This is a genomic window from Arthrobacter hankyongi, assembly GCF_022012395.1.
GTDB classification, from domain to species: domain Bacteria; phylum Actinomycetota; class Actinomycetes; order Actinomycetales; family Micrococcaceae; genus Crystallibacter; species Crystallibacter hankyongi.
In genome coordinates this window covers 269,331-292,094 of the sequence record NZ_JAKLTQ010000001.1, presented here as the reverse complement: position 1 = coordinate 292,094, position 22,764 = coordinate 269,331, and the positions used below count along the sequence as shown (strand labels likewise).

General features: G+C 68.6%; 14 protein-coding genes. 8 read left to right on the top strand and 6 right to left on the bottom strand.

The window, feature by feature from the left end; all coding sequences use genetic code 11:
• Nucleotide 1 precedes the first annotated feature (1 nt).
• The gene (locus tag LVY72_RS01280; RefSeq protein WP_237817640.1) at nucleotides 2–3,280 is read left to right on the top strand and encodes a PKD domain-containing protein; all 3,279 of its coding nucleotides are present in this window, start codon (nucleotides 2–4) and stop codon (nucleotides 3,278–3,280) included.
• Between the two features lie 66 nt (nucleotides 3,281–3,346).
• Here LVY72_RS01280 and LVY72_RS01275 read toward each other — a convergent pair whose 3' ends face one another.
• A complete protein-coding gene (locus LVY72_RS01275; RefSeq protein ID WP_237817639.1) occupies nucleotides 3,347–4,507 on the bottom strand; it encodes a glycosyltransferase in 1,161 nt (386 codons plus the stop codon).
• A gap of 355 nt (nucleotides 4,508–4,862) precedes the next feature.
• Here LVY72_RS01275 and LVY72_RS01270 point away from each other — a divergent pair, with 355 nt between their 5' ends.
• The 3 genes from LVY72_RS01270 (at nucleotide 4,863) to sufU (ending at nucleotide 8,334) form a co-directional block, all read left to right on the top strand.
• On the top strand, nucleotides 4,863–6,302 hold the full coding sequence (locus LVY72_RS01270) for a glycerophosphodiester phosphodiesterase (protein ID WP_237817638.1): 1,440 nt from the start codon (nucleotides 4,863–4,865) through the stop codon (nucleotides 6,300–6,302).
• Nucleotides 6,303–6,530: 228 nt separating this feature from the next.
• Nucleotides 6,531–7,853 (top strand): aminotransferase class V-fold PLP-dependent enzyme, encoded by a 1,323-nt coding sequence (locus LVY72_RS01265; protein WP_237817637.1) that lies wholly within the window; start codon nucleotides 6,531–6,533, stop codon nucleotides 7,851–7,853.
• 19 nt (nucleotides 7,854–7,872) lie between these two features.
• On the top strand, nucleotides 7,873–8,334 hold the full coding sequence (gene sufU / locus LVY72_RS01260) for a Fe-S cluster assembly sulfur transfer protein SufU (RefSeq protein WP_237817636.1): 462 nt from the start codon (nucleotides 7,873–7,875) through the stop codon (nucleotides 8,332–8,334).
• An 8-nt stretch (nucleotides 8,335–8,342) separates the two neighbouring features.
• Here sufU and LVY72_RS01255 read toward each other — a convergent pair whose 3' ends face one another.
• Nucleotides 8,343–9,101 (bottom strand): PIG-L deacetylase family protein, encoded by a 759-nt coding sequence (locus tag LVY72_RS01255; protein WP_237817635.1) that lies wholly within the window; start codon nucleotides 9,099–9,101, stop codon nucleotides 8,343–8,345.
• A 444-nt stretch (nucleotides 9,102–9,545) separates the two neighbouring features.
• Between LVY72_RS01255 and rfbA the strand changes: the two genes are divergently transcribed.
• The gene (gene rfbA / locus LVY72_RS01250) at nucleotides 9,546–10,424 is read left to right on the top strand and encodes a glucose-1-phosphate thymidylyltransferase RfbA (protein WP_237817634.1); all 879 of its coding nucleotides are present in this window, start codon (nucleotides 9,546–9,548) and stop codon (nucleotides 10,422–10,424) included.
• A 67-nt stretch (nucleotides 10,425–10,491) separates the two neighbouring features.
• On the opposite strand, the gene LVY72_RS01245 is transcribed toward rfbA, so the two are convergent.
• From LVY72_RS01245 to LVY72_RS24530, 4 genes are all read right to left on the bottom strand, one after another.
• Nucleotides 10,492–11,901, bottom strand: coding sequence for a sugar nucleotide-binding protein (locus LVY72_RS01245; protein ID WP_237817633.1), 1,410 nt, complete (start codon nucleotides 11,899–11,901; stop codon nucleotides 10,492–10,494).
• 2 nt (nucleotides 11,902–11,903) lie between these two features.
• Nucleotides 11,904–12,902, bottom strand: coding sequence for a dTDP-glucose 4,6-dehydratase (gene rfbB, locus LVY72_RS01240; protein WP_237817632.1), 999 nt, complete (start codon nucleotides 12,900–12,902; stop codon nucleotides 11,904–11,906).
• Between the two features lie 176 nt (nucleotides 12,903–13,078).
• Entirely contained in the window at nucleotides 13,079–13,468 is a 390-nt protein-coding gene (locus LVY72_RS24535; RefSeq protein WP_308190659.1) for an FAD dependent oxidoreductase family protein, read from the bottom strand.
• Nucleotides 13,465–14,193: an FAD-dependent oxidoreductase gene (locus LVY72_RS24530; RefSeq protein WP_308190658.1), complete on the bottom strand. Its 729-nt coding sequence runs from the start codon at nucleotides 14,191–14,193 to the stop codon at nucleotides 13,465–13,467. The genes LVY72_RS24535 and LVY72_RS24530 overlap by 4 nt, the downstream gene beginning before the upstream one ends.
• A gap of 385 nt (nucleotides 14,194–14,578) precedes the next feature.
• Between LVY72_RS24530 and LVY72_RS01230 the strand changes: the two genes are divergently transcribed.
• From LVY72_RS01230 to LVY72_RS01220, 3 genes are all read left to right on the top strand, one after another.
• On the top strand, nucleotides 14,579–17,272 hold the full coding sequence (locus LVY72_RS01230) for a LuxR C-terminal-related transcriptional regulator (RefSeq protein ID WP_237817631.1): 2,694 nt from the start codon (nucleotides 14,579–14,581) through the stop codon (nucleotides 17,270–17,272).
• Nucleotides 17,273–17,281: 9 nt separating this feature from the next.
• Complete coding sequence (locus LVY72_RS24525) at nucleotides 17,282–19,960, top strand: helix-turn-helix transcriptional regulator (RefSeq protein ID WP_237817630.1); 2,679 nt, start codon at nucleotides 17,282–17,284, stop codon at nucleotides 19,958–19,960.
• A gap of 119 nt (nucleotides 19,961–20,079) precedes the next feature.
• The gene (locus LVY72_RS01220) at nucleotides 20,080–22,761 is read left to right on the top strand and encodes an AAA family ATPase (protein WP_237817629.1); all 2,682 of its coding nucleotides are present in this window, start codon (nucleotides 20,080–20,082) and stop codon (nucleotides 22,759–22,761) included.
• Nucleotides 22,762–22,764 lie beyond the last annotated feature (3 nt).

Genomic DNA, 22,764 nt, shown 5'->3' with positions numbered 1-22,764 from the left:
TATGCACATTCCCTGGCGCAGGAGCGCCATCCTTCTATCCTCCGCCGCACTGGCCGCTTCCATGGCCGTCGCCGGTATACCGTCCGCGAACGCGGACACTGTTCCCACAAATCCTGCGGATCCGCTCACCCCGGCCACCGTCAGCGCAGACCGGCTGCCCACCGTGCAGATCAACGGCGTTGTCTGGTCGCAGGTGATCATCGGCAATACCGTCTACGTCGGCGGGAATTTCAGCTCTGCCCGCCCGGCCGGTTCACCGGCCGGGACCAACGAGGTGGCCAGGGCGAACATCCTGGCCTACAACCTCACCACCGGCGAGCTGATCGGTTCCTTCGCCCCGAGGTTCAATGCCCAGGTGCTTTCGCTCGCGGCCTCGCCGGACGGTTCGCGGCTGTACGTGGGCGGTGAATTCACGCAATACAACGGAACCACGGCGGTGTCGCGCCTGGTGGCGCTGAACCCGTCCACCGGCGCGCTGGTCCAGAGCTTCCGGCCCCAGCCCTCCGCATCCGTCCGCGCCATTGCGGCTACGAACAGCACCGTGTATTTCGGCGGCGAGTTCAACTTCGTGGGCGGCGTGACGCGTACGCGGCTGGCAGCCGTGCGGGCGTCCGATGCCGCGCTGCTGAACTGGGCCCCGGTGGCGGCGAACGGCCAGGTCAACGGGCTGGCCCTGTCCCCGGACGCCTCCAAGATTGCCGTCGGCGGTGCGTTCACCTCGCTGAACGGTTCGGATCATCCCGGGTACGGGCTTGGCGTGCTGGATGCGGTGACCGGAACCCAATTCCCGCTCCCAGCCAACGAGTACGTCCGCAACGGCGATACCAACGGTGCCATCACCAGCCTGACGTCGGACGGGACGAACTTCTATGCCAGCGGCTACACGTTCGGCCGGATCAGCACACTGGAAGGCGTGGTCTCCATCAAATGGTCCGATCTGGAAACCGAATGGCTTGAGGACTGCCATGGTGACTCCTATTCGGTCTATGCGGGCAGCCGCGATCTGGTCTACCTGGCCGGGCATCCGCACAATTGTGCGAACGTGGACGGTTTCCCGCAGGAGATCGACTGGCAGTACAACCGCGGCCTAGCCTTCAGCAAGGCGGTGGGCGGCACCATCAAGCGGGAACTGTACGACTACACCAACTTCGAAGGCCTGCCGCGGCCGCAGTTGCAGAACTGGTTCCCGAACATGAACACCGGCACCTTCACCGGCCAGTTCCAGGGACCCTGGTCGGTCACCGGCAATGACCAGTACGTGGTGATGGGCGGCGAGTTCACGCGGGTCAACGGTGTGGCGCAGCAGGGCCTGGTCCGCTACACGGTGCGCCAGGGCGCGCCCAACCAGCGCGGACCGGAAGCCAGCGGAGCGCAGTTCACGCCCACCCTCACCTCGCCGAAGGCCGGCACGGTGCGCGTGCGCTGGCAGGCGAACTGGGACATGGACAACAAGAAGATCACCTACAAGGTGATCCGGGACGGCAATGCGGCCAACCCGGTCTACACCACCAGCCTGGAATCGACCTTCTGGGACCGGCCGGGCATGAGCTTCCTGGACACTGGGCTGGTCCCGGGCCGGCAGTACAGCTACCGCATCTTCGCCACTGACCCCACCGGCGTCGAGGTCCGCGGCAATACGGTCGCTGTCACGGCGGCGGCGGAAGATCCGGCGGTCAGTACCTACGCCGACACGATCAAGGCGGACGAACCAGCCAACTACTGGCGGCTCGGCGAATCCGGCGGAACCGTGGGAATCGACATGGCCGGCAATGACGATGTGACGCTGAACGCCGGGGCTGTGCTGGGCACCGCGGGTGCGGTAGCAGGTGATGGCAACACCGCTGCCACCTTCTCGGGCGCCACGGGGGGCTCTGCCTCCACCACCTCTCGGGTGCAGCCGCCGAACAAGTTCAGCACGGAGCTGTGGTTCCGCACCACGACCATCCGCGGCGGCAAGCTGATCGGCTACGCCAACTCCACCACCGTCAACTCGGACCTGATGGACCGGCACCTGTACATGGCTAATACCGGCCAGCTGTACTTCGGGGTGATGCAGAACGGCGTGCGGCTGAGCATCAACAGCACCGCCGCCTACAATGACGGCCAGTGGCACCATGCCGCAACGACGCTTGGCGACAACGGCATGCAGCTCTTCGTCGACGGACAGCTGGTGGCCCAACGGGCCGATGTGGCCAAGGGCCAGAACGTGATGGGGTACTGGCGGATTGGCGGAGACAGCCTGAGCCGTTGGAGCCCGCGCCCGACCAGCGCCTACTTCGCCGGTGACATCGACGAGGTGGCGGTCTACCCGAAGGTGCTCAGCGCCGCCCAGGTGCAGAACCACTACACCGCCGGCAGCACCGGGACACCGGCCAACGTCGCTCCCACCGTGTCCTTCAGCGCGGCGGCCAACGAGCTGGCACTGGCCGTGGATGCCTCGGCCTCGACCGATCCGGACGGCACCATTGCCGGCTACGCTTGGGACTTCGGCGACGGCGCAACCGGCAGCGGCGTGACCGCGTCGCACACCTACACTGCGGCGGGCACCTACACCGTGAAGCTGACCGTGACCGACGATGACGGCGCCGAGCGCAGCACGACGCAGGACATCACTGTGGAGGCCGGTCCGCCGCCCGCGGTCAACGTGGCCGCGGACGCCTTTGGACGCGCCCTGACATCGGGCTGGGGTAGTGCCGACACGGGCGGCGCCTGGACTCTGCGTGGATCCGCCACGAACTTCAACGTGGTCGACGGTATCGGGAAGATCCGGATGAATTCCGCCGGACACGGCCCCGGTGCCTCCCTGAACACGGTCTCCGCTGCGGGCACGGATGCCAGCGTGAAGTTCGCGCTGGACAAGCCGACCACCGGCGGCGGCACCTACGTGGAGATGACGGGACGCCAGGTGGGCACTACCGGCCAGTACCTGGCAGCCGCCAGGGTGACCTCGACCGGATCGGTGGTGCTGCAGGCCCAGCGTGTGGTCGGTTCCACGGAAACCGTCCTGCGGCAGGCCACGATCCCCGGACTGACCTACGTGGCCGGGCAGCAGCTGCAGCTGCGCCTGCAGGTCACGGGGGCCTCGCCCACCACGGTCCAGGCCAAGGTCTGGCCGGTGGGGACGGAGGAGCCGGCCGACTGGCAGGTGACCGCCACTGACTCGACTGCGGAGCTGCAGGCTCCGGGAGCGGTCGGACTGAGTGTCTACGCCTCCGCTTCCTCGACCAACACGCCGATTGTCGCCTCGTTCGATGACCTGGTGGTGAAGGCCACGGGCTGACGCCGCGGGAGCAAGGGCGGGGTGGGACCAACAGGCCCCGCCCCGCCTTGTTTGTGCTCTGCCGGGTCAGCCGCGCGGACCGGCCGCTTCGGCAACGGCCGCGGCGATGCTGTGCCGGTACCGCCGCGGTGCGTGGCGTTCGACGGCGGCGGCGGCATCGAGGGCCGCGGCGGCACGGTAACGGTCCCAGTCCGTGACGATTCGTTCCAGGGCGTCGGCCATCCCGGCGGCGTCCCCGGGGGCGGCGAACTGGGCGCTGGCATACCCCTCGGCCGCCTCGCGGAGCCCGGGAACCGAGCTGGCCACCAGCGGACGGGAAGCCAGCACGGCCTCCACGGCGGTGTTGCCGAAGGACTCGTCCAGCCGCGAGGGCACCACCGCGGCGTCGGCTCCGGCGAGGATGTCCCACGGGTACGGCTGGAACCCGTGGAAGACCACGTCCTGCCCGAGCCCCAGCTTCTGCACCCGGTGGCGCAGCAGCTGTTCGTAGTCTTCGTAGCCGGGGACCGCGGCGCCGACGATGTCCAGGGATGCGTCTACCCCGCGCCGGCGCAGCTGCGCCACGGCGTCGAGCGCTACGTCCACTCCCTTCCGGTGCGACAGCCTGCCGACATAGGCCACGCGCAGGCGGCCGTCGAGCGCGGGCCGGGCGGGCGGCGGCGACGCCGGTCCCGGTACGCCGTTGTAGACGACGCGGGCCCGTCCGCGCAGGGCCGGCAGGACATGCCCCAAAGTGTCGGCAGTGAAGCGGCTGTTGGCTACGATGCTGTTGGCCAGCAGCAAGGGCAGGGCCAAGGCAAGCTGCTGCTTGCGGGAGGTGTGGCGCTCGGCCTCGTGGACGTGGGTCACGGTGGGCACGCGGGCCAGCCGACCCAGTAGCGGCCACAGCGGAACAGTCACGGTGTTCACGTACAGGGCATCCGGACGGTAGCGGCGCAGCACCTGCAGTCCGGCGCGGAAGCCGCGCAGGCTTTCACCGGACAGGCGCAGCAGGCCGGCCGGCGAGAGCAGCGACCGGCGCAGCACCGGGGTCGGGCAGTACTCCACCAGGGCGCCGCGCCCCTGCAGTTCGGCCACCAGCGGCCCCGGCCCGGGCAGGGCCACCGCGACCCGATCCCCGCGCTCCAGCAGGGCCTGGACGGTTTCGAGAAGCACCCGGTCCGAACCGTAGAGGTCCGCGGACGGATGGGCCACAAGAACACGCAGCGGATCATTGATTGACGTCATGGCATTCCCCCCAGAATGCGCCCCAGGCGCGTGGCATCGACTGTGATGTGCCCAGCATACACACGGCGGCACGGGGACGGGCCGGCCAAGGGCAGGGTGCGCAGCCGGCAGCGCAGACACCGGCGGGCCTCGTTCCGCCGCGGGTACCCCGGCCGACCGGCGACGGCCGCTCGTCGCATGGCCACCGGCCGTGCGGCCGGAAACGCCGGCCGGCGATGAAGGGGACGACGGCGCCGTCGATCCCTACCGCCGCAGCGCGGAAGTCTATGATCAAATGCCTAAAGACATGATGCCGGTGACCAGGGCGCTGGTTGCCTTTGGACAGGCCTTTCTCAAGCGGGGGAAACGAAGAACCATGACGGCGGAATCACCATACCTGACCAGGAGGCGGCTGCTTGTTGCTGCCTCGTCGCTGGCACTGCTGTCCGGCTGCACGCCGGACAAGCCGAGCGGAGCTGTCCCGGGCCAGGCGGCCTACACGATTGCGGAACTGCTGGACCGCAGACCGTATTACATTGCCCACCGCGGTTCCGGGGACAACTGGCCGGAGCATACCGGACTGGCTTACGCCCAGGCGGTCGCGGCGGGGTCCATGGCGATCGAAGTTTCCGTCAACGCCACCAGCGACGGCGTCCTGGTCTGCCATCATGACAGTGACACCGCCCGGCTGACCGGCAGCAATCTGGTCATTGCCGACACTCCGTACAGCGTCTTGGCAGGCTTGCGCAACGATGCCCGCGCATGGCTCGGCCCCGCCAGTCCCCGGGAGCCGATCGCGTTGTTGAAGGACGTACTGGACGCCTATGCCGCCTCCCACGTGATCTTCATCGAGGACAAACAGGGCAGCAACGCCCGTGCGTTGTTGGATCTGATGGACAGCTACCCCGACTCACGCAGCCACTTCGTCTGGAAGCAGGAAGCCACGGCCGGCCGGGTGGCCATGGCATCCGGCAGAGGCTACAGGACCTGGGGCTACTTCGGCGATGATCTCTACGACCGGATCGATGAACTGGAACCGCGCTTTGATTATCTCGGGGTGCACCACACAGCTTCGGACGAGGTCATCCGGACGATGGTTTCCACAGGCAAGCCAGTGATCTGCTGGGCGGTGCATACCCGCTCCATGCGGGACCGGCTCCTGCGCCTGGGCGTCTCGGGCATGATGTGCTCCAACATTCCGTACGTGGCCTCTGCGGACGCACGCTACCAGTCGGACCAGTTCGGCACCGGCCTGCGGGCCGCAGGCGACCTGCCATGGGAGGTGGACGGCAGTTGGAGCCGGCAGCCGCTGATCCAGCCGGGGCCGGCCAGTCTTGCCTTGGCCGGCCCCGGAAGCTCGAGTTATTGCATGGGCTCGATGTGCCCGCTGCCGAAGAATATCTACGGCATCCAGTTCCAGATGCGTTGGCCGGAAAACCTTCCGGGGGACCGCGAGCACGCCGGGCTGGCTTTTGGCCAGGCTGGCGACCAGCCGTACCGGGTGTTTCAACTGAGCGAGGTCGGCGGCTACCATCTGGTGATTCGTGCCTCCGGGGAACTGGAACTCTTCAGCCGCGATCCGGGGCAGGTGAACGGCAAGCGGCTGGGCACCATGCAGACGGACAAGCCCCGCCCGGGTGAATGGATGAGCTTCCGGGTCGATGTGACGCCCATCAATATCGGGTACGGCCGAACCGACGGAACCAGATGGCGGGACACTGTGCGCAACGATGCTTTCCGCGGCGGTTACTTTTCCTTAACCAAGAACTACGACGGCGAAGTGCCCGTCGAATTCCGGAAAATCAGCACGGTCTGACCGGCCAGGCTACGGATGCGGTTGCCTGTCGCCGCTACATCGGCCATCGGCAGGTCCGTCCTGGCCCGACAGTCCTCTCCGGAACCGGCGTCCCTGGCTGAGCCGCGGCGCGTGCGGGCGGGAACTTAGGTTCCGCTCACATGACGCGCCCCGGAGAGCGTGGGATTATTAGAGCAGACTTGTCTTGCGTAATGGGAGGCAAGTGCAGCAGCCAATGAAGGAGGCCCCATGGCGCCCCTGGTGTCAACACCCCTTACGCTCAAGCACGCTGTCACGGCACTGGACAATGCCGAGGTGCTGCGCATCCGCAACGACTTCCCGATCCTGGGCCTGCAGGTCAACGGGCATCCGCTGGTCTACCTGGATTCGGGGGCTACCTCGCAGAATCCGGTCAGTGTCCTGGAAGCTGAGCAGGAATTCTACGAACAGCGCAACGCCGCGGTGCACCGCGGCGCGCACTCCCTGGCAGTGGAGGCCACCGAGGTCTTCGAGGCCGCCCGGGAGTCCGTGGCCCGCTTCGTCGGTGCGCGGAGCAACGAGATCGTGTGGACCTCCAACGCCACCGAGGCCCTTAACCTGATCACCTATGCCTTCTCCAATGCCGGCGCCGGCCGCGGGCGGGCGGCAGCCGAGCGTTTCCGGCTGGGCCCGGGGGACGAGATCGTGGCCACCGAGATGGAACACCACGCCAACCTCATCCCGTGGCAGGAGCTTGCATTCCGCACCGGTGCGACCTTCCGCTACATCCCGGTGGACGACGACGGCGCGTTGCGGCTGGAAGAGGCCGCGAAGGTGATCGGCCCGCGCACCAAAATCCTGGCTTTCACGCACGCCTCCAACGTGCTCGGCACCATCAACCCTGTCGAAACCCTGGTCGGTATGGCACGGGAGCATGGCGCCTTCGTGGTGCTGGACGCCTGCCAGTCCGTGCCTCACCTGCCGGTGGATGTGAAGGCCCTGGACGTGGACTTCGCCGCCTTCTCGGGGCACAAGATGCTCGGCCCCACCGGCATCGGCGCGCTTTACGGCAAGGCGGAACTGCTCAATTCCCTGCCGCCGTTCCTGACCGGAGGTTCCATGATCACCACGGTGACTATGGAGCAGGCGGAATACCTGCCGGCCCCGCAGCGCTTCGAGGCCGGCACGCAGAAAATCTCCCAGGCCGTGGCCCTGGCCGCCGCGGTGAATTACCTGAGCGAGACGGGGATGGACCGGATCCATGCGTGGGAGGCACACCTCGGCCAGCGGCTGGTCGCCGGTCTCGAAGCCATCGAGGGTATCCGTGTGGTGGGGCCGAAGACCGGACTTGAACGGATCGGACTGGCCGCCTTCGACGTAGACGGGGTGCATTCGCACGATGTCGGCCAGTTCTTGGACGACAAGGGAATCGCGGTGCGCGTGGGACACCACTGCGCGCAGCCGCTGCACCGACGGCTGGGGCTGGTCTCCACCACCCGCGCCAGTACCTACCTGTACAACACCACTGACGATGTGGATGTGTTCCTGGAGGCCGTGGCCGGCGTGCGGAAGTTCTTTGGTGCAGCTAAGTGAAGTGTGAGGTAACCAGTAAATGAGTTCCGACCTGCAGCAGCTCTACCAGCAGATCATCTTGGACCATGCCAAGTCCCGGCATGGCGCGGGGCTGGCGGAGGCACCGGCCGGGGACCGGGTGGGGGAGTCCCACATGCTCAACCCCACCTGCGGCGACGAAATCACCCTGCGCGCCTCGGTGCATACCTCCGAGGGGGCCCACACCGTTTCGGGGCTTAGCTGGGAAGGGCAGGGCTGTTCCATTTCGATGGCTTCCGCCTCCGTACTTCACGACCTGGCCAAAGGCATGGACCGGGACGAACTGCTGAAGCTGGTGGACAATTTCCGCGAGGTAATGCGTTCGCGAGGTACCGTCGAAGCGGACGAGGAGATCCTGGGCGATGCGGCGGCCTTTGCCGGCGTCGCCCGCTACCCGGCACGGGTCAAGTGCGCGATGCTCGCGTGGGTTGCCCTGGAAGAATCGCTACTCGGCGCGAGCTGAGAACCGGGTCAGGACGCTGCGAAATATGTTTCCGGTACCACCGGAATGCTGCCCTCCGGGAACAACGCGTCTGCCTGGGTGACGTATCCACGGATCCACCGTTCCTTGTCCGTGAGCCCGTCGTCCCAAAGCCACGGATCCAGCCGATGCTCGGCAACGAACGCCGGATCCGGCCCCGAAGACTGGTTGTACGGGAAATCTGAATAGTAGACGACCCGCTCGGGGAAAGCCGCGCCAAGGGCTCGGGTGACCAGGTGGTCTACGTGCCTGCCAACCCCGAGCGGGCAGAAGATAAGCTCTGCCTTCGTCTGTTCCATCAGTTCGGCGATCCTGCCGCCCAGCGTGGCCATGAGGCTCCGATCCCCGCGCGAAATGCGACCGCCGACGATGTTCAACCGGTAGGTCGGGTATCGGTGCACCAGTTCTGGCAGGAGGTGACCCAGTGGCTTGACGCCGATGCGGGGCTGGCGCCGTCGCCGGTAAATGGCATCGGTGGCGCCGAGGTGCAGGTCCTTCGCGCCCAGGTCCCGCAGCACCGCACGGTCTTCTGCACGGCGGGCTTCGAATAACTCTGCGGCATCCTCGACCGAGGCTAGCCGCATGAACGCACGTGCGGACCGGGTGTGGGGAGGCTGCTCGGATTCGGTAAATACCGTCGCGACCGTCAGCTCGCGGCGCCCGGACTGAGCTTCAAGGAGCGCCCCGCAGGAGAGCACCGCGTCATCGAGATGGGGCGATAGGAAGAGCCAAGGATTGTTTGTGGACATCGAGTTTTCTATGCGTGACGGAACTGCGCGTGCCACTGGTCTCCCCTCTGGAACAGTCCGCAAATCGATGTGTCCATCGGTGATCTCAGATTCCGACAGCATCATGATTACGCCGAGCATAGCTGAACCCGCACCGCCTGCGGGCGAATAGTCGTAACGCCGTCCGGAAGCTTAGGAAAACTTGAGCTGCTGCTGGCTGGGCCACTGCCGCGAGGTGCTGCGCTTTGCGGCGGCGCAGGGGGAGCAAGAGTAAATCCCGGTAGATGTCGGGAAAACTCTGTCACGGAGCAACACTACTTGTTCCATAGGTCGTATTTACTTGTAAGACACCGGCGGCTACTCGAGCTTCCGGACGCTGCTACCGGATCTTGCGGTGATTCGTTGCTGCCCCGCCTGCCGGGTGCATAGCCTTCCTGTAACTGGTCGTCAGGCAGGGGGAACGACGTGCGGGGAATAATCTTGGCTGGGGGAACGGGGTCCCGGCTGCATCCGATCACCCAGGGCGTAAGCAAGCAGCTGATGCCGGTCTATGACAAGCCGATGATCTACTATCCGCTGTCCACGCTGATCCTGGCCGGTATCCGGGACATCCTGGTCATCACCACCCCGCACGATGCGGAGCACTTCAGGCACCTGCTCGGCGACGGTTCACGCTTCGGGATCTCACTCTCGTACGCGGTACAGCCGCGGCCGGAGGGTCTGGCACAGGCGTTCCTGCTGGGCCAGGACCATATCGGCTCCGGGCCGGTGGCCCTGGTGCTGGGCGACAATATCTTCTACGGCCAGGGGCTGGGTGCGCAGCTGCAGCGCTTCTCGACGATTGACGGCGCGGCGGTCTTCGGCTACCGGGTGGCCGATCCCACCGCCTACGGCGTCGTGGAGTTCGACGAGTTCGGCACCGCCTTGAGCCTGGAGGAGAAGCCGGCGGTCCCGAAGAGCAACTTTGCGGTACCCGGGCTGTACTTCTATGACAACGACGTGGTGGAAATTGCCAGGAGCCTGCGGCCGTCCACGCGCGGGGAACTGGAGATCACCGATGTGAACCGGGTCTACCTGGACCGGGGCAAACTGTCCGTCCAGGTCCTGCCGCGCGGCACCGCGTGGCTGGACACCGGCACGTTCGAGTCCCTGTACGAGGCTTCCGGCTTCATCCGTACGCTCGAGCACCGGCAGGGACTTAAAGTAGGCGCGCCGGAGGAGGTCGCTTGGCGCCAGGGGTTCCTCTCCGACGAGGAGCTGCGCGAGCGCGCCGAGCCGCTGCTTAAGAGCGGGTATGGCACCTATCTGCTTGAGCTGCTGCGCCAGCCCGTGCTGCAGCACTGACATCCGGGACGCCGGCGGCGGGCCACGGGACCTGGGGTCCGGTGGCCCGCCGCCGTTTCGGCTGCCGTCAGCGGGCCAGGTAGGCGGCCAGCCGTTCGGCGGCCGGAGCGAGGACGAATCCTGCTTCCGTGATTTTGGACAGGTCGAAGCTGCTGCTGGCAGGCCTTGGGGCGGCGTCCTTGTCCGCGAAGTATTCGGCGGTGGAGACGCCGGCGATATCGGCCGCGTCCCGGCCGGCCAGCAAATAGATCTTCCGGGCGATGGCCGCCCAGGAGAGCGGGTCCCCGGTGTTCGACAGGTTATAGGTGCCGAAGGGCGCGCCGGTGTCGAGCAGGTGCCGGATGCCGGCGGCCAGGTCCTCGGTGAAGGTGAGCCGGCCGACCTGGTCTTCCACCACGGCCGGTGCGATGCCGCGCCCGGCCAGGGACGCCATGGTCCGCACGAAGTTGGCCCCGTCGCCAATCACCCAGCTGGTACGCAGGATGTAGTGCCGCGGCACGACGGCGACCACGGCGTCGGCCGCCGCCTTGGTCGCCCCGTAGACGCCCAGCGGGCTGGGCGGCTCATCCTCGGCGTGGACTTCGGCGCTGCCGTCGAAGACGTAGTCGCTGGAGACGTGGACCAGGGTGATGCCGTGGGCCGCGGCGATCCTGGCCAGGGCCGACACGGCGGTGACGTTGACCGCCCAGGCCTCGCGGCGGCCCTGATCGGTTTCGGCCTTGTCGACGGCGGTGTACGCGGCGGCATTGATGATGGCCGAGTAACCGCGCCAGTGGGGCGCAGGCCAGGTTCCGGGGTGGGCCAGGTCGAAGTCGGCCCGGGTGGCGAATTCCACGTGTGCCTGCCCTGCATAGGCGGTGCGCAGGGCCCGGCCCAGCTGCCCGTCGGCACCCAGGACCAGGATCTTCTTCGCGGGCATCGGCGTCACCTGGTCCAGCCGGGGATGGGCCCTGTCCTTGTCGGAGAGCTCGGCCCGCTGAAGCGGGATGGGCCAGTCGATGGCGGCGGTCTCGTCAGCCAGGTTCAGGAACGTGTACTGTTCCTGCGCGGCCGCGCTCCAATGGTCGTTGACCAGGTAGGTGTAGGCGGTGTTGTCCTCGAGGGTCTGGAAGGCGTTGCCCACGCCGCGGGGCACGAACACGGCGGTGGCGGCATTGAGTTCGGCGGTGAAGACGGTGCCGAAGGACGGCCCCTCGCGCAGGTCCACCCAGGCGCCGAAGATCCGCCCCGTCGCCACGGAAACGAACTTGTCCCATGGCTCGGCGTGGATGCCCCGGGTGGTGCCGGCCTTCTCGTTGAAGGAGATGTTGTTCTGTACCGGGCCGAAGTCCGGCAGCCCGGCGGCCAGCATCTTCTCCCGCTGCCAGTTTTCCTTGAACCAGCCGCGGTTGTCCCCGTGGACCGGAAGGTCGAACAGCAGCAGTCCGGGAATGGGCGTGGGCGCCGCCTGCAGCGGCTTGGCGAACTCCAGTTCCACGGCTACCGCCCCTGGTCCCGGTACCGGGCTTCCGCAGCGGCCTTTTGCGGGCGCCACCACGCCTCGTTGTCCAGATACCACTTGATGGTGTTGGCCAGGCCCGCCTCGAAGTTGGAATAGCGGGGCGTCCAGCCCAGCTCGGTGCGCAGCTTGGTGGAATCAATGCCGTAGCGCAGGTCGTGGCCGGGCCGGTCCGCGACCTGCTCGTAGGCGTCCCGGGGCCGGCCCATGGCTTCGAGGATGAGTTCGATGACGTCGCGGTTGTTCTTCTCCCCGCCGGCGCCAATCAGGTAGGTCTCGCCGATGCGGCCCTGCTCCAGGATGGTGAGCACGGCCGAGGAGTGGTCATCGGCATGGATCCAGTCCCTCACGTTTGCCCCGGCCCCGTACAGTTTCGGCCGCACGCCGTCGATCACGTTGGTGATCTGCCGCGGAATGAACTTTTCCACGTGCTGGTACGGGCCGTAGTTGTTCGAGCAGTTGCTGATCGTCGCCTGCACCCCGAAGGAACGCACCCAGGCCCGCACCAGCAGGTCCGAGCCGGCCTTGGTCGAGGAGTAGGGGCTGGAGGGGTTGTAGGGGGTGGCCTCGGTGAACCGTGCCGGATCCTCCAGGGCCAGGTCCCCGTAGACCTCGTCGGTGGAAATGTGGTGGAACCGGGTGCCGTGGCGGCGCACCGCCTCCAGCAGCGTGTACGTGCCGATCACGTTGGTTTCCAGGAACGGGGCCGGATCGTGCAGCGAATTGTCGTTATGCGATTCCGCCGCGTAGTGGACCACGGCATCGGCGGCGGCCACCAGCGGATCAACCACCGCGGCGTCGGCAATATCCCCGCGCACCAGCCGGCACCGGTCGGCCGGCAGTCCCGCCAGCGATGCCTTGTTGCCCGCGTAGGTCAGCTTGTCCAGCACCGTGACGGTGTGACCGGTGTTTTCCAGCACATAGTGGACAAAGTTCGAACCGATAAACCCGGCACCGCCGGTGACAAGAAGTTCCCCCATGGCGCCCAGCCTACCGGCAGGCACCGCCAGTCAGGTCACAGTTTGGTAACGGGTGGCCGTTCAAACGGCGTGCCTATTGGGAGGTTCCGGCCGGGTGCCCAGCCGGGTGCGCGCAATGTGTTCGGCGATGGCCAGGGCAGAGGTAGCCGCGGGCGAGGGCGCATTGCGCAGGAGAGTCACGGGGCCGATCTGGTCGATGGCGAAGTCGTCCAGCAGCGAGCCGTCGCGGCCCAGGCCTGTGCCCGCACTCCGGTGGCTGCCTTGGCTGCCAGGTCGCCAAGTTCCAGCTCCGGGATGAAGCGGCGGGCCTGCCGGTAATACAGCGGCTTGATGACCGAAGCAGCTACTTCCTTCACTCCCATCCGCCAATGCGCCTTGGCCAGCGGCCCTGCACCGGGCCAGGCCAGCGAAGACCAGACATCCCGCGGTGAAATGTTGCGCCAGCGGTACCCCTCCCGTGCCAGTGCCGGCACCGCGTTGGGTCCTACATGAACGTCCCCGTAGATCCCACGGGTGAAATGCACGCCCAGGAATGGGAACCGCGGATCCGGAACGGGATAGATCATCCCGCGGACCAGATGCTGGTGGCCGCCGACAGCGTCCAGTACTCGCCCCGGAAGGGCAGGATCTTCGGTGACTTCGGTGCCCCGATGAAGCCGGCCACGACGTCGGACTGCAGGCCCGCGCAGACGACCAGCCGGTCGAAGGCGAACTCGGCGCCGCCGGCAGTGACGCGCACCCCGCCGCCGTCGCGCCGGATGGCGGTCACCTCGTGGCCCGGCAGGACGGCGCCGCCGGCCTGCCGGACGTCCCCCGCCATGGCTTCGGTGATGGCCGCATAGTCGACGACGGCGGTGTGCGGCGAATGCAGGGCGGCGATTCCCGCCGCGTGGGGTTCGATGTCGCGCAGCTCCTCGCTGCCCAACCGGCGCAGGCCGGGAACGTCATTGGCCCGGGAGCGTTGTTCGAGGACATCCAGGGCGGCCAGTTCGGAGTCGTCCACGGCCACCACCAGCTTGCCGGCTTCCCGGTAGGGCAGCTGTTTGTCCTGGCAGTATTCCTTGACCATCGCCCGTCCGCGCACGCACAGCTGCGCCTTCAGGGAACCTGGCGCATAGTAGATGCCGGCGTGGACCACGCCGGAATTATGCCCGGTCTGGTGCAGCGCGACCCGGTCTTCCTTCTCCAGGACGGTCACCTGCCCGTGGCCTTGCAGTGCCAGGGCACGGGCAATCGCGATGCCCACGATGCCGCCGCCGACCACTCCGATAGTCCCGCTGCTGCCGTCCATCCGGCACCTGCCCTCCTTGCCGCTGATCAATGTCGAGGCCAGCATAACGGCCGCGGGAGCATGCCCGGGTGCGCCGGGTGCATGGGCCTGGCACCGTTGCCGACCGCGGGGTTCGGCAGGGGCGGTGCGTGTCCGGTGGCCAGTGCCGGATGCGGATGGATGGGCCGGAACACGCCGCTTGAGGAAATCTTGGCCTTGTTCTGGGTTTTTCTTGAACCTATTCCACGGCCACGCTACGTATATGTATCAGTAGTCACAAGGATCCAGGTGGACCTGCCGGCGGCTTGCCGGCATGCGGGACCCGGTCCGGTATCGCCAATTCGGGGGCCGGGTACGCCAAGCCTGGGATGCCTTGTGGCGGCAGCCGTTCTATTGGGGGAGTGGTATGGCTAATATCGCATTGTCGTTGCCTGAGCGTGGCCGGTCCAAGGGGGACGTCCGGCGCAGCGCCGAATCCACGTTGCGGGTGGTGCCGTCCTGGCGCCCGTTCATCGGCCGGGAGGACCTGGTTGAAGGCGCCCGCCAGGCGCTGGTCTCGTCCGCGGGGGCGGGAATCCTGCTGGTGGGGGGCGCCGGTGTCGGGAAGACCACCTTGGCGCAGCATCTGGTGGAACAGTATTTTGGCCAGGCGTGTGTCGTCCAGGTGCGCGGCAGCGCCGCCACCGCCCAGCTGCCCTTCGGGGCCTTGGGCTTCCTGCTGGCCGAGGCGCCCGCCGATGCGCTGGACCATCCCGTGGTAGGCCTGCAGGAGGCATCCCGCCTGCTGTTGGACCGGGCCGCCGGCCGCAAGCTGCTGATCATGGTGGAAAACGCCGGCGAACTGGACGCGTTGAGCGCTGCGGTGCTGATCCAGCTGGCGCGGGCCCGGCTCGCCAAGCTCATTGTCAGCGTTACCGGGTTTCCGGAAGGGGGCGATCCATTCGCCCGGCTGTGGTCCGGCGGCGAACTGCTGCGGCTGGACCTGGAGAATTTCACCTTGGACGAGTCCGGGCGGTTCGTGGAGTCACTGCTGGGCGGGCCCATCTCGCGGGCTGCGGTGCGGGCCTTATGGGGGCTCACCGCAGGCAACCCGCTGTTCCTGCGCCTGCTGGCCCTGGAACAGCGCAGCGCCGGCGTCCTGGTGCAACGCGAGGGCCTGTGGGTGCTGGCCGGCCGGATGGTCCACTTGGGTGAGATTGCCCAGGTTGTGCGTTCGTGGCTGGAGACCTTCACTCCCCGGCAGCGGGGTGTCCTGGAGCTGCTCGCTTTCGCGGCCGAGCTGCCGCTGGCGCTGCTGCACCGCCGGGGGGACGAGGACATCGTGGACGAACTCCAGGAACTGGGCGTCCTCGACGTCTCGCCGGCCGGTCCGGCTACCGTCCGGCTGAAGCAGCCCTTGGTGGCGGCCGTCCTGCGCCAGACCGTGCAGCCGGGCAGGAGCCTGGAACTGTGGCAGTCCATCGCGGCCGGCGGCCGGCCGGAGAACCTGAATCCCTCGGCCGTGGTGAGGTTCGCCGAATGGAGCCTGGACTGCGGGCAGCCGCTGGACCGGCCGACTGCCCTGGAGGCAGCCGGCCTGGCGAACCGGCTCCAGGACCGGACGGCCGCCCTGCGCCTGGCCCGGTGCGTTGCGGACAGCAGCCGGGATCCGGAACTCGTGCTGGAGGAGGCCCGGGCCCTGTCTGCGTTGGGCGACCCGCTGGCAGCTGTCCAGGCCGTCGACCGCGTGCCGCTTCCGGCCGTTGGCAGTCTGGTCCGGACCCGGCTGCTGCTGGAGCGCCATCGCGCACTGCGGAGCCTGCCGGAATCCGCTGCGGCGTCCGACGGCGTCCTGCCAGGCCTGCGCCGGTCCGCCGAGCGCGCTGAGCCGGGGACCGTTGCCGGAGACAAGCACGCCGTGGACCGGGAACTGACGCTGGCCGAGGCCGAGCAGGCCGTCTATTGCGGCCGCCTGGCGCAACTGCCGGCCGCGCTCGGCCAGGTCTTCGATGATCGGAGCCTGGCACTTCACGAACGGCTCGGGGCCGGCGTACTGCTTGGGGCGGCCCGTTCGCTGACCGGCCGGGCCACCGAGGCAGTCGGGATTGCCGAACAGCTGGAGGCCGCCTTGGGGGCACCCCAGCTCATGCCGGCCGAGCAGGCGCAGGTCCGCGGCGGCATCTTCATGATCTACCTGGCAGCCGGCCTGTGGACCCGCTGCGCACAGCTGCTCGAAGAGGACCTGATCCTGGGCGGCACCGGCCGCGGTATGGGCGGGGAGTTGGCCGCCGGCCTGCTGCACACCCTCTGCGGCCGGGCCGAAAAGGGGCGCGAAGCGCTTGAGGGTGTCATTGCGCAGCTTGAGGTGGCCGACCCCGCCGGAGTGCTTCCACTGGCTCTTGCGGCCGCGGCGTATGCCTGCGCCCTGGGCGCTGACCAGGCGCGGGCGCGGCGGTACCTTCAGGCTTGTGCCCAGGCCGGACAGCCCGGACCGTGGGCGCTGCGGGCCGGGTCGGACTATTTCCGGATTTTGACCCAGGCCCGGTTGGGCCGCCGCGATGAGGCTGTCGCGGAGCTGAACGATTGCGCCGACCAGGCTGCCGCCGGCGGCTTGCATACCCAGATGGCCATCTGCCTGGGCGCGGCGGCGCGGCTCGGGGACCTGGCGTCGGCCCGGCGCCTGGCCGGCTCCACCGCAACGGGAGACGGCCCGCTGGCGCAGATGCTTCACTTGTCGGCTGCAGGACAGATCCGCAACGAGGCCGGCCTGCTGCTGCGGGCGGGCGAGCTGGCACGGAACGAAGGCAACGACCTGCTGGCCTATGAACTGGCCGAAACCGTTGCCCGGATGGCACCGGACGAAGCAGGCAGGCGCCAGGCGCGGCTGCTGCAGCGCCAGACATTCCGCAAACTGGACCGTTTCCGAAACACACGGCGCCGCATCCAGGAACTGAATGATTTCGAACGCGACCTTGCGGTCGCCGCCGGGCAGGGGCGCAGCAGCACCTCGCTGGCCAAGGAGCTGCACCTCTCGCCCCGGACGGTGGACTGGCACCTGGGCAAGATCTACAGCCGGCTGCAGGTGTCCGGCCGTGCCGAGCTGCGCGAAATCCTGGCCTAGGGGCCGGCCGTGATCGGGGAATTCGGGGCGGTCCCGCTGGTGGGACGCCGGGAGGTCCTGGCCGGGATCCAGGCCAGCATACTCGGGCCGGGCGGCGGCGCGCTGGTGGTCGCCGAACCGGGCACGGGCAAGTCCGCCGTGGCCAGGGCCGCGGTAGCTGCGCTGGGGGACCGGGTGCATCCGATGTCCATCTACGCCGGCCCGGAGCTGGCTGGCGTCCCGTTCGGGGCGCTGGCGCCCCAGCTGGGGCCGATGACCGCGGCCGAATCCGGATCGGTGCTGGCCGCCATGCGTTCCCTGCTGGCGCGCATGCGCAGCGCCGGCACGGACGGCAAGCCCGTGCTGATGATTATCGATGACGTCCAGGAACTGGACGAGGGCAGCGCCGTGCTGGTGGCCCAGCTGGTGTCCTCCGGTGCGGCCAAACTGCTGGCCCTGGGCACGGTCCGGCCGCCGGTGTCCCAGGAACTGCTGTCGCTGGCCGCGGACCGGCTGCTGACCAGGCATGACCTGGGTCCGCTGACCCAGGCCGAAACCGGCCAATTGTGCCGGGAGGTCCTGGGCGGGCAGGTACTGGACAGCAGCAGCGCTTCGCTGCAGGCGGCGGCCGGGGGCATCCCGGGTTTCATCCTGGCGCTGCTGGCCCAGGCCCGGCGCAGCGGCACCCTGGTGGAGCGCAACGGTGTCTGGATGCTTACCGGCGAACCGGGGCCGCCGGATGCCCGAGTGATCGATCTGGTCAAGGCCCGGCTGGGCAATCGTTCCGCAGCGGCCCGGGAGGCTTTGGAGACCATTGCCCTGGCAGAGCCGCTGTCGCTGCAGGTCCTGCTCAGGTCCGCGGCCGGCGCGCACTTGGACGACCTGGCCGCCGATGGAGCGATCACGGTAGATCCGGACCGGCTCGTGCGTATCGCCCATCCGTTGCACGCGGAGGTGATCCGCAAGCTGGTTCCCGCCAATCGGAACCGGCGCCTGCGCCAGCAGGTCCTTGCGGCCATGGACAGCGGGCCCGATGCGTACTGGAGCCTGCTGCGGTCGGTGGACTGGTCGCTTGACTGCGGGCTCCAGGTGCCTGACGGACAGCTGCTGCGTGCGGCCAGGCTGGCCAACGACGCCGGTGACAGCGCGCTGGCCCTCAAGGCCGCCACCGCGGTGGCCTCGGTGCGGCTCCAGCCGGCGGCACACGTGCAGGCCGGTAGGGCGTACGCCGCCGAGGGCGACTACCGCAAGGCCGCTGCTTCGGGGGACGAGGCGCTCGACGAGGCCCATGACCTGGTGACAGCGGCCGGCGCTGCGCTTCTCGGCGCCCGGGCCTGGGCTTCGGGGACCGCGCCGGCGCGCCTCGAAGACGTGGCCGGCCGCTGGGCGCAGGCGGTGGAGCGGATTACCGCGGCGGACAGTGGGTGCGAAAGACTGGCCGAATGGTCGCGGACGGGTATCCGGTTGCTGCGGCTCGGGGCCAGGGTCGCCGCCGGAGACTACTCAGGAACCGAAGCCGAACTCGGCGAAATCATCGACCAGCCGGAAGACTTCGCCGAAACGGCGCTGATGGCCAGGGTGCTGACGGGGGAAGTGCTCATCGCCACGGGCCGCGCCGAGGCCGGGATTCTGCTGACGGCGCAGGCCCTGGCGATGCTGCGGCTGGACGGAGCCCGGCTGCAGCCTTTCCGCGATATCGCCGTGTCCACCCACGTGCTTGGCCTCATCCGGCTGGGCAGCCCGGACCGCATCCCCGAGGTGCTGGCGGAGTTCCCGGAATCTGCGCATCCAGGACGTGACCGGCCCGGCGGGGCCGCCGGCCTGGCGGCCGCTGTGGCGGCCATGGACGGTGTTGCACCGGACAGCGGGTTGGCGCTGTTCAAGCCGGCAGTCGAGGCCTTGGAAATATCGGACTCGCAGCAGCTGCTTCCGGTGGCCTTGGCTGCCGGGGCCTATCTGGCGGCACTGGCCGGGGACGAGGCGGCGGCAGGGGGATACCTGGCCAGGATTTCCGTACTCGGAACCTGGGCACGCCCCCAGCTGCAGTTGCTCGGCGACGGCTATGCGGCGGCGGCGGGATTCCTGCAAGGCGGCGGGGAAGACCTGCTGGACGCACTGCGGAACGCCGCGGATGAAGCATCGCGGCGGGGCTGGATCAGCGACGAAATCGAACTGCGGACCGCGCTCCTGCAGGTGGGCGATCTGGGCGTGCTGGACCAGTTGGCCAAGGCAACCGAGAACGCCGAGGGGCCGCTGGCCGCAGCGCTGAACTCGATGGCACGGGCCGTGATGGTGGCGGACGTCGAGAGTCTGGAAGCCTTGGCGGATCACGCACACGGTCCAGCCGTCCTGGCCATTGCCTTGGCAGCGCTCAGGCGGGCGGAAACAGTGGCCGGGCCGGCGTCCGCCGACACGGTCCTGGCCCGGAAGGTCCTGCCGGCGCTGGAAAAGTTCGGTTTCCGTCAGCAGGCCGACCACAGGCCTGCCGCGGACGGCACCCCGGGAGCCGGCAAGCCCGCCGCCGTCAAGCTGACCGGCCGCGAGCGCGCGATTGCCGAGCTGGTGGCCCAAGGACTGAAGAATGCGCAGATCGCCGGGGAGCTGTGCCTGTCCGTGCGCACCGTCGAGGGTCATATCTACCGTACCTTCGCCAAGCTGGGCATTAGCCGCCGCGAAGAGCTGACGGTGGACCTGCTGGCAGCCGAGTAGCTGGGACGGCCGCTACTTAAGCTAAGCACCCGTAGGTATTACGCAAGACAGCCCGGACAGCCATCCTTAGGCTTTTTCCAAGCTCAATACCTTGGAAGCCATGGTTGGGGGAACTGCCAATGACGAGTACCGTCGAAGCGACGCGGCCGGGGGAAAGGGATCCGGCGACCGGACTGGTCCCGGCCGCCCGGCACCGGCTGGCGGTTGACATAGCGGCCTCGTTGTCCAGCCAGGGCGCCCTGATCCTGGGCGGGCCCGGCACCGGCAAGACCACCCTGGCCCGCCACGTGCTGCAGCTGCTGGACGGCAACACCCATGTGGAGCGGGTCCGGGGCGGGGCCATGGTCGCCGCGATTCCCTACGGCGCCATCCACTACCTGCTCAGCGAGGTCGAGCTGCAGGTACTGGAGCACCCTATCCACGTGGTCGCGGCCGTTGCCCGGTTGCTGCGGCAGCGGGCGCAGGGCCGCAGGACCGTTATCTTTATCGACAACGCGGAACTGCTCGATGAACAGGCAGCAGCGACCCTGGCGCAGCTTGCCGCGGATGCCACGGTGGCACTGCTGGTGTGTGCCGAGGACACCGCACGGATTCCGGCAAGCTTCGCCGGGTTGAGGCGGAACGGGCTGCTGGCACGATTCGATCTGTCGGCCTTCGGCTTCGCTGAGGCCTGTGAATGGCTTGATGCCGCGCTCGCCGGCAAGGTCGGCGGGTACCCGGCGCACGAACTCTGGACGGAAAGCGGAGGCAACCCTCTGCTGCTGGGAATCCTGGCCGGCGAATGGACCCGGACGGGTCTGCTCTACCGGCGGGAAGGCAGCTGGTGCCTCCGCGAGGAAGCCGGCCGGCCGGCTCCGGGCCTCGACGGCGTCCGGCCCGCCCGGCTGGAGGGCCTGGCGCCCGGTGAGCGGGAGCTGGCGGAAATTCTGGCCCTGGCCGGCAGCCTGCCGATGGCGCTGGTCCGCCGGATCGGCAGCGATGCAGACCTGGACGAACTGCACAGCCGGGGCATCGTGGCGCTGGGCAGCGGCCCGACCGCGGTGGCGGGCATACCGGACCGGCTTCTCGTCGAGCTGCTCCGCAGCGGGATGCCGCCGGAGCGTTCGCGCCAACTGCTGGCGGCGGTGCTCGGCGCCGGCGGCTGGGAGGTCCTCGACACTGAGGGGGACCGGGCCGGTACGGCAACGCTGTCCCTGGCCCGGTGGGCGCTGGAGGCCGGCGCGGAACTGGGAGCCAATCGTGCGTTGTCCGCGGCCCGGGCGGCGCTGGATGCCGGGGATGCCGGGTTGGCCCTGCGGCTGGCCGGGCAGGCGGCCGGCGGGCATCCGGCGTCGGCAGCGCTGCTGGCCGAGGCCCATCTGGCGCTGCACGATGCGCCGGCAGCGGCGGCCGCCTTGGCGGCAGCGGGCGGAGCCATCCCGCAGCAGGGCGGATACGCCGCAGCGTGTGCCCCCGGTCTGCCGCGGCCCGGTCCGGCACCGCTTTGCGGCCGGGGCGCCGGGTCCGAACCGGCAGACGGCTGCACCGCGCTGCTGGCCGCAGGTCTGAGCCGCGCCGGGGCCGGCGGTCCGTTGGATCCGGACCTGGCGGCGGCCGAGCTGGACCTGCACCTTGGGCGGTTCCGCGATATCCCGGTCGACCGGCTCCAGGCCCTCCTGCACGCTCCGGAACCAGGGGTGCGGCACCGTGCGGCCGTGCTGCTCACCCAGGTCTATGGAGGTACCGGACAGGGGGCTGAAGCCGAGCGGCTGGCCGGCGAGCTGGCGGATCGGTCCGGACCTCCCGGCAGCCAGGACAGCTTTGCCATGGAGTTTGCCGTGGAGGCTGCCGACGGACTTCGGGAGCGTTTCCGCAGGCAAGGCCTGTGGGAGGGGTATGCGCGCCTACTCGGCCGGCAGCACAGCAGGTCGGCTCTGCGTGATGCGACCCTGTGGGCGTATGCCGATCTTGCTGAGGGGCTGCGCCTGGCCGACGCCGGGGAGCCCCGCAGCGCCCTGGCCGTCCTATTGCGGGCCAGGGGCCAGCTGAAGTCTCCGGGCGGCAGCCGGCTGCTGCCGCTGGCCGTGGCCGCCTGCGCCTACGCTTCGGCGCTGCTTCGGGATCCGGACGGCGTCCGGGCCCATCTGGCGGCTGCCGACGACCAGGAAGTATGCGTTCCGTGGCCGCTGCGGGCGGCGGCCCGTTACTACGCCGGCATGGCACGGGCCACGCTGGGATCCTATGCGGCGGCCGCAGCCCAGTTGCAGGCCGAAGCCGCCGCGGCCGAAGCCAACGGCGCCCTCGCTGCCGCATTGCGTTTCCTTTTCGGCGCGGCGCGGCTGGGGGCGTCCGAAGCCCTTCCGCAGCTGGCCGGGCTGGCCGGCCGCGTGCAGGGACCATTCGCCCAGGCCTGCGGTTCCTTCGGCGCAGGACTGCAGGCGGGGGATCCGGCCGAGCTCTTGTCCGCAGCCCATGTGGCAGCCGACGACGGCCATGCTGTCTTCGCCCGCGAAGCAGCCCGGCTGGCCCTGGCCCTGGCCAGCGGCTGCGGGGAGACGGCGATGATGCGGACGGCGCAGAAATATATCTATCTGGACAGCGCCGGCTTCGATTTCTGCATCGGCCGGCTGGGCGGCGGCCAGGCGCTGACGGTACGCGAGCAGGAGGTGGCCGGGCTCGTCGCCGTCGGCCGGTCCAACCTGGACATCGCCCAGCATTTCGGGGTCTCGGTCCGGACCATCGAAGGACACCTGTACAAGCTCTACGCAAAGCTTCAACCCAAGCACGATCCGATCCTCGGCGGCTTGGCCTTGGAAGGATAAAGG

Coding starts and splice junctions, on each gene's coding strand:
- rfbB (WP_237817632.1), bottom strand. CDS start 12,902: ATGGGGGAACTTCTTGTCACCGGCGGTGCCGGGTTTATCGGTTCGAAC.
- LVY72_RS01275 (WP_237817639.1), bottom strand. CDS start 4,507: ATGACGTCAATCAATGATCCGCTGCGTGTTCTTGTGGCCCATCCGTCC.
- sufU (WP_237817636.1), top strand. CDS start 7,873: ATGAGTTCCGACCTGCAGCAGCTCTACCAGCAGATCATCTTGGACCAT.
- LVY72_RS01255 (WP_237817635.1), bottom strand. CDS start 9,101: ATGTCCACAAACAATCCTTGGCTCTTCCTATCGCCCCATCTCGATGAC.
- LVY72_RS01280 (WP_237817640.1), top strand. CDS start 2: ATGCACATTCCCTGGCGCAGGAGCGCCATCCTTCTATCCTCCGCCGCA.
- LVY72_RS01230 (WP_237817631.1), top strand. CDS start 14,579: ATGGCTAATATCGCATTGTCGTTGCCTGAGCGTGGCCGGTCCAAGGGG.
- LVY72_RS24535 (WP_308190659.1), bottom strand. CDS start 13,468: ATGATCTATCCCGTTCCGGATCCGCGGTTCCCATTCCTGGGCGTGCAT.
- LVY72_RS01220 (WP_237817629.1), top strand. CDS start 20,080: ATGACGAGTACCGTCGAAGCGACGCGGCCGGGGGAAAGGGATCCGGCG.
- LVY72_RS01265 (WP_237817637.1), top strand. CDS start 6,531: ATGGCGCCCCTGGTGTCAACACCCCTTACGCTCAAGCACGCTGTCACG.
- LVY72_RS24530 (WP_308190658.1), bottom strand. CDS start 14,193: ATGGACGGCAGCAGCGGGACTATCGGAGTGGTCGGCGGCGGCATCGTG.
- LVY72_RS01270 (WP_237817638.1), top strand. CDS start 4,863: ATGACGGCGGAATCACCATACCTGACCAGGAGGCGGCTGCTTGTTGCT.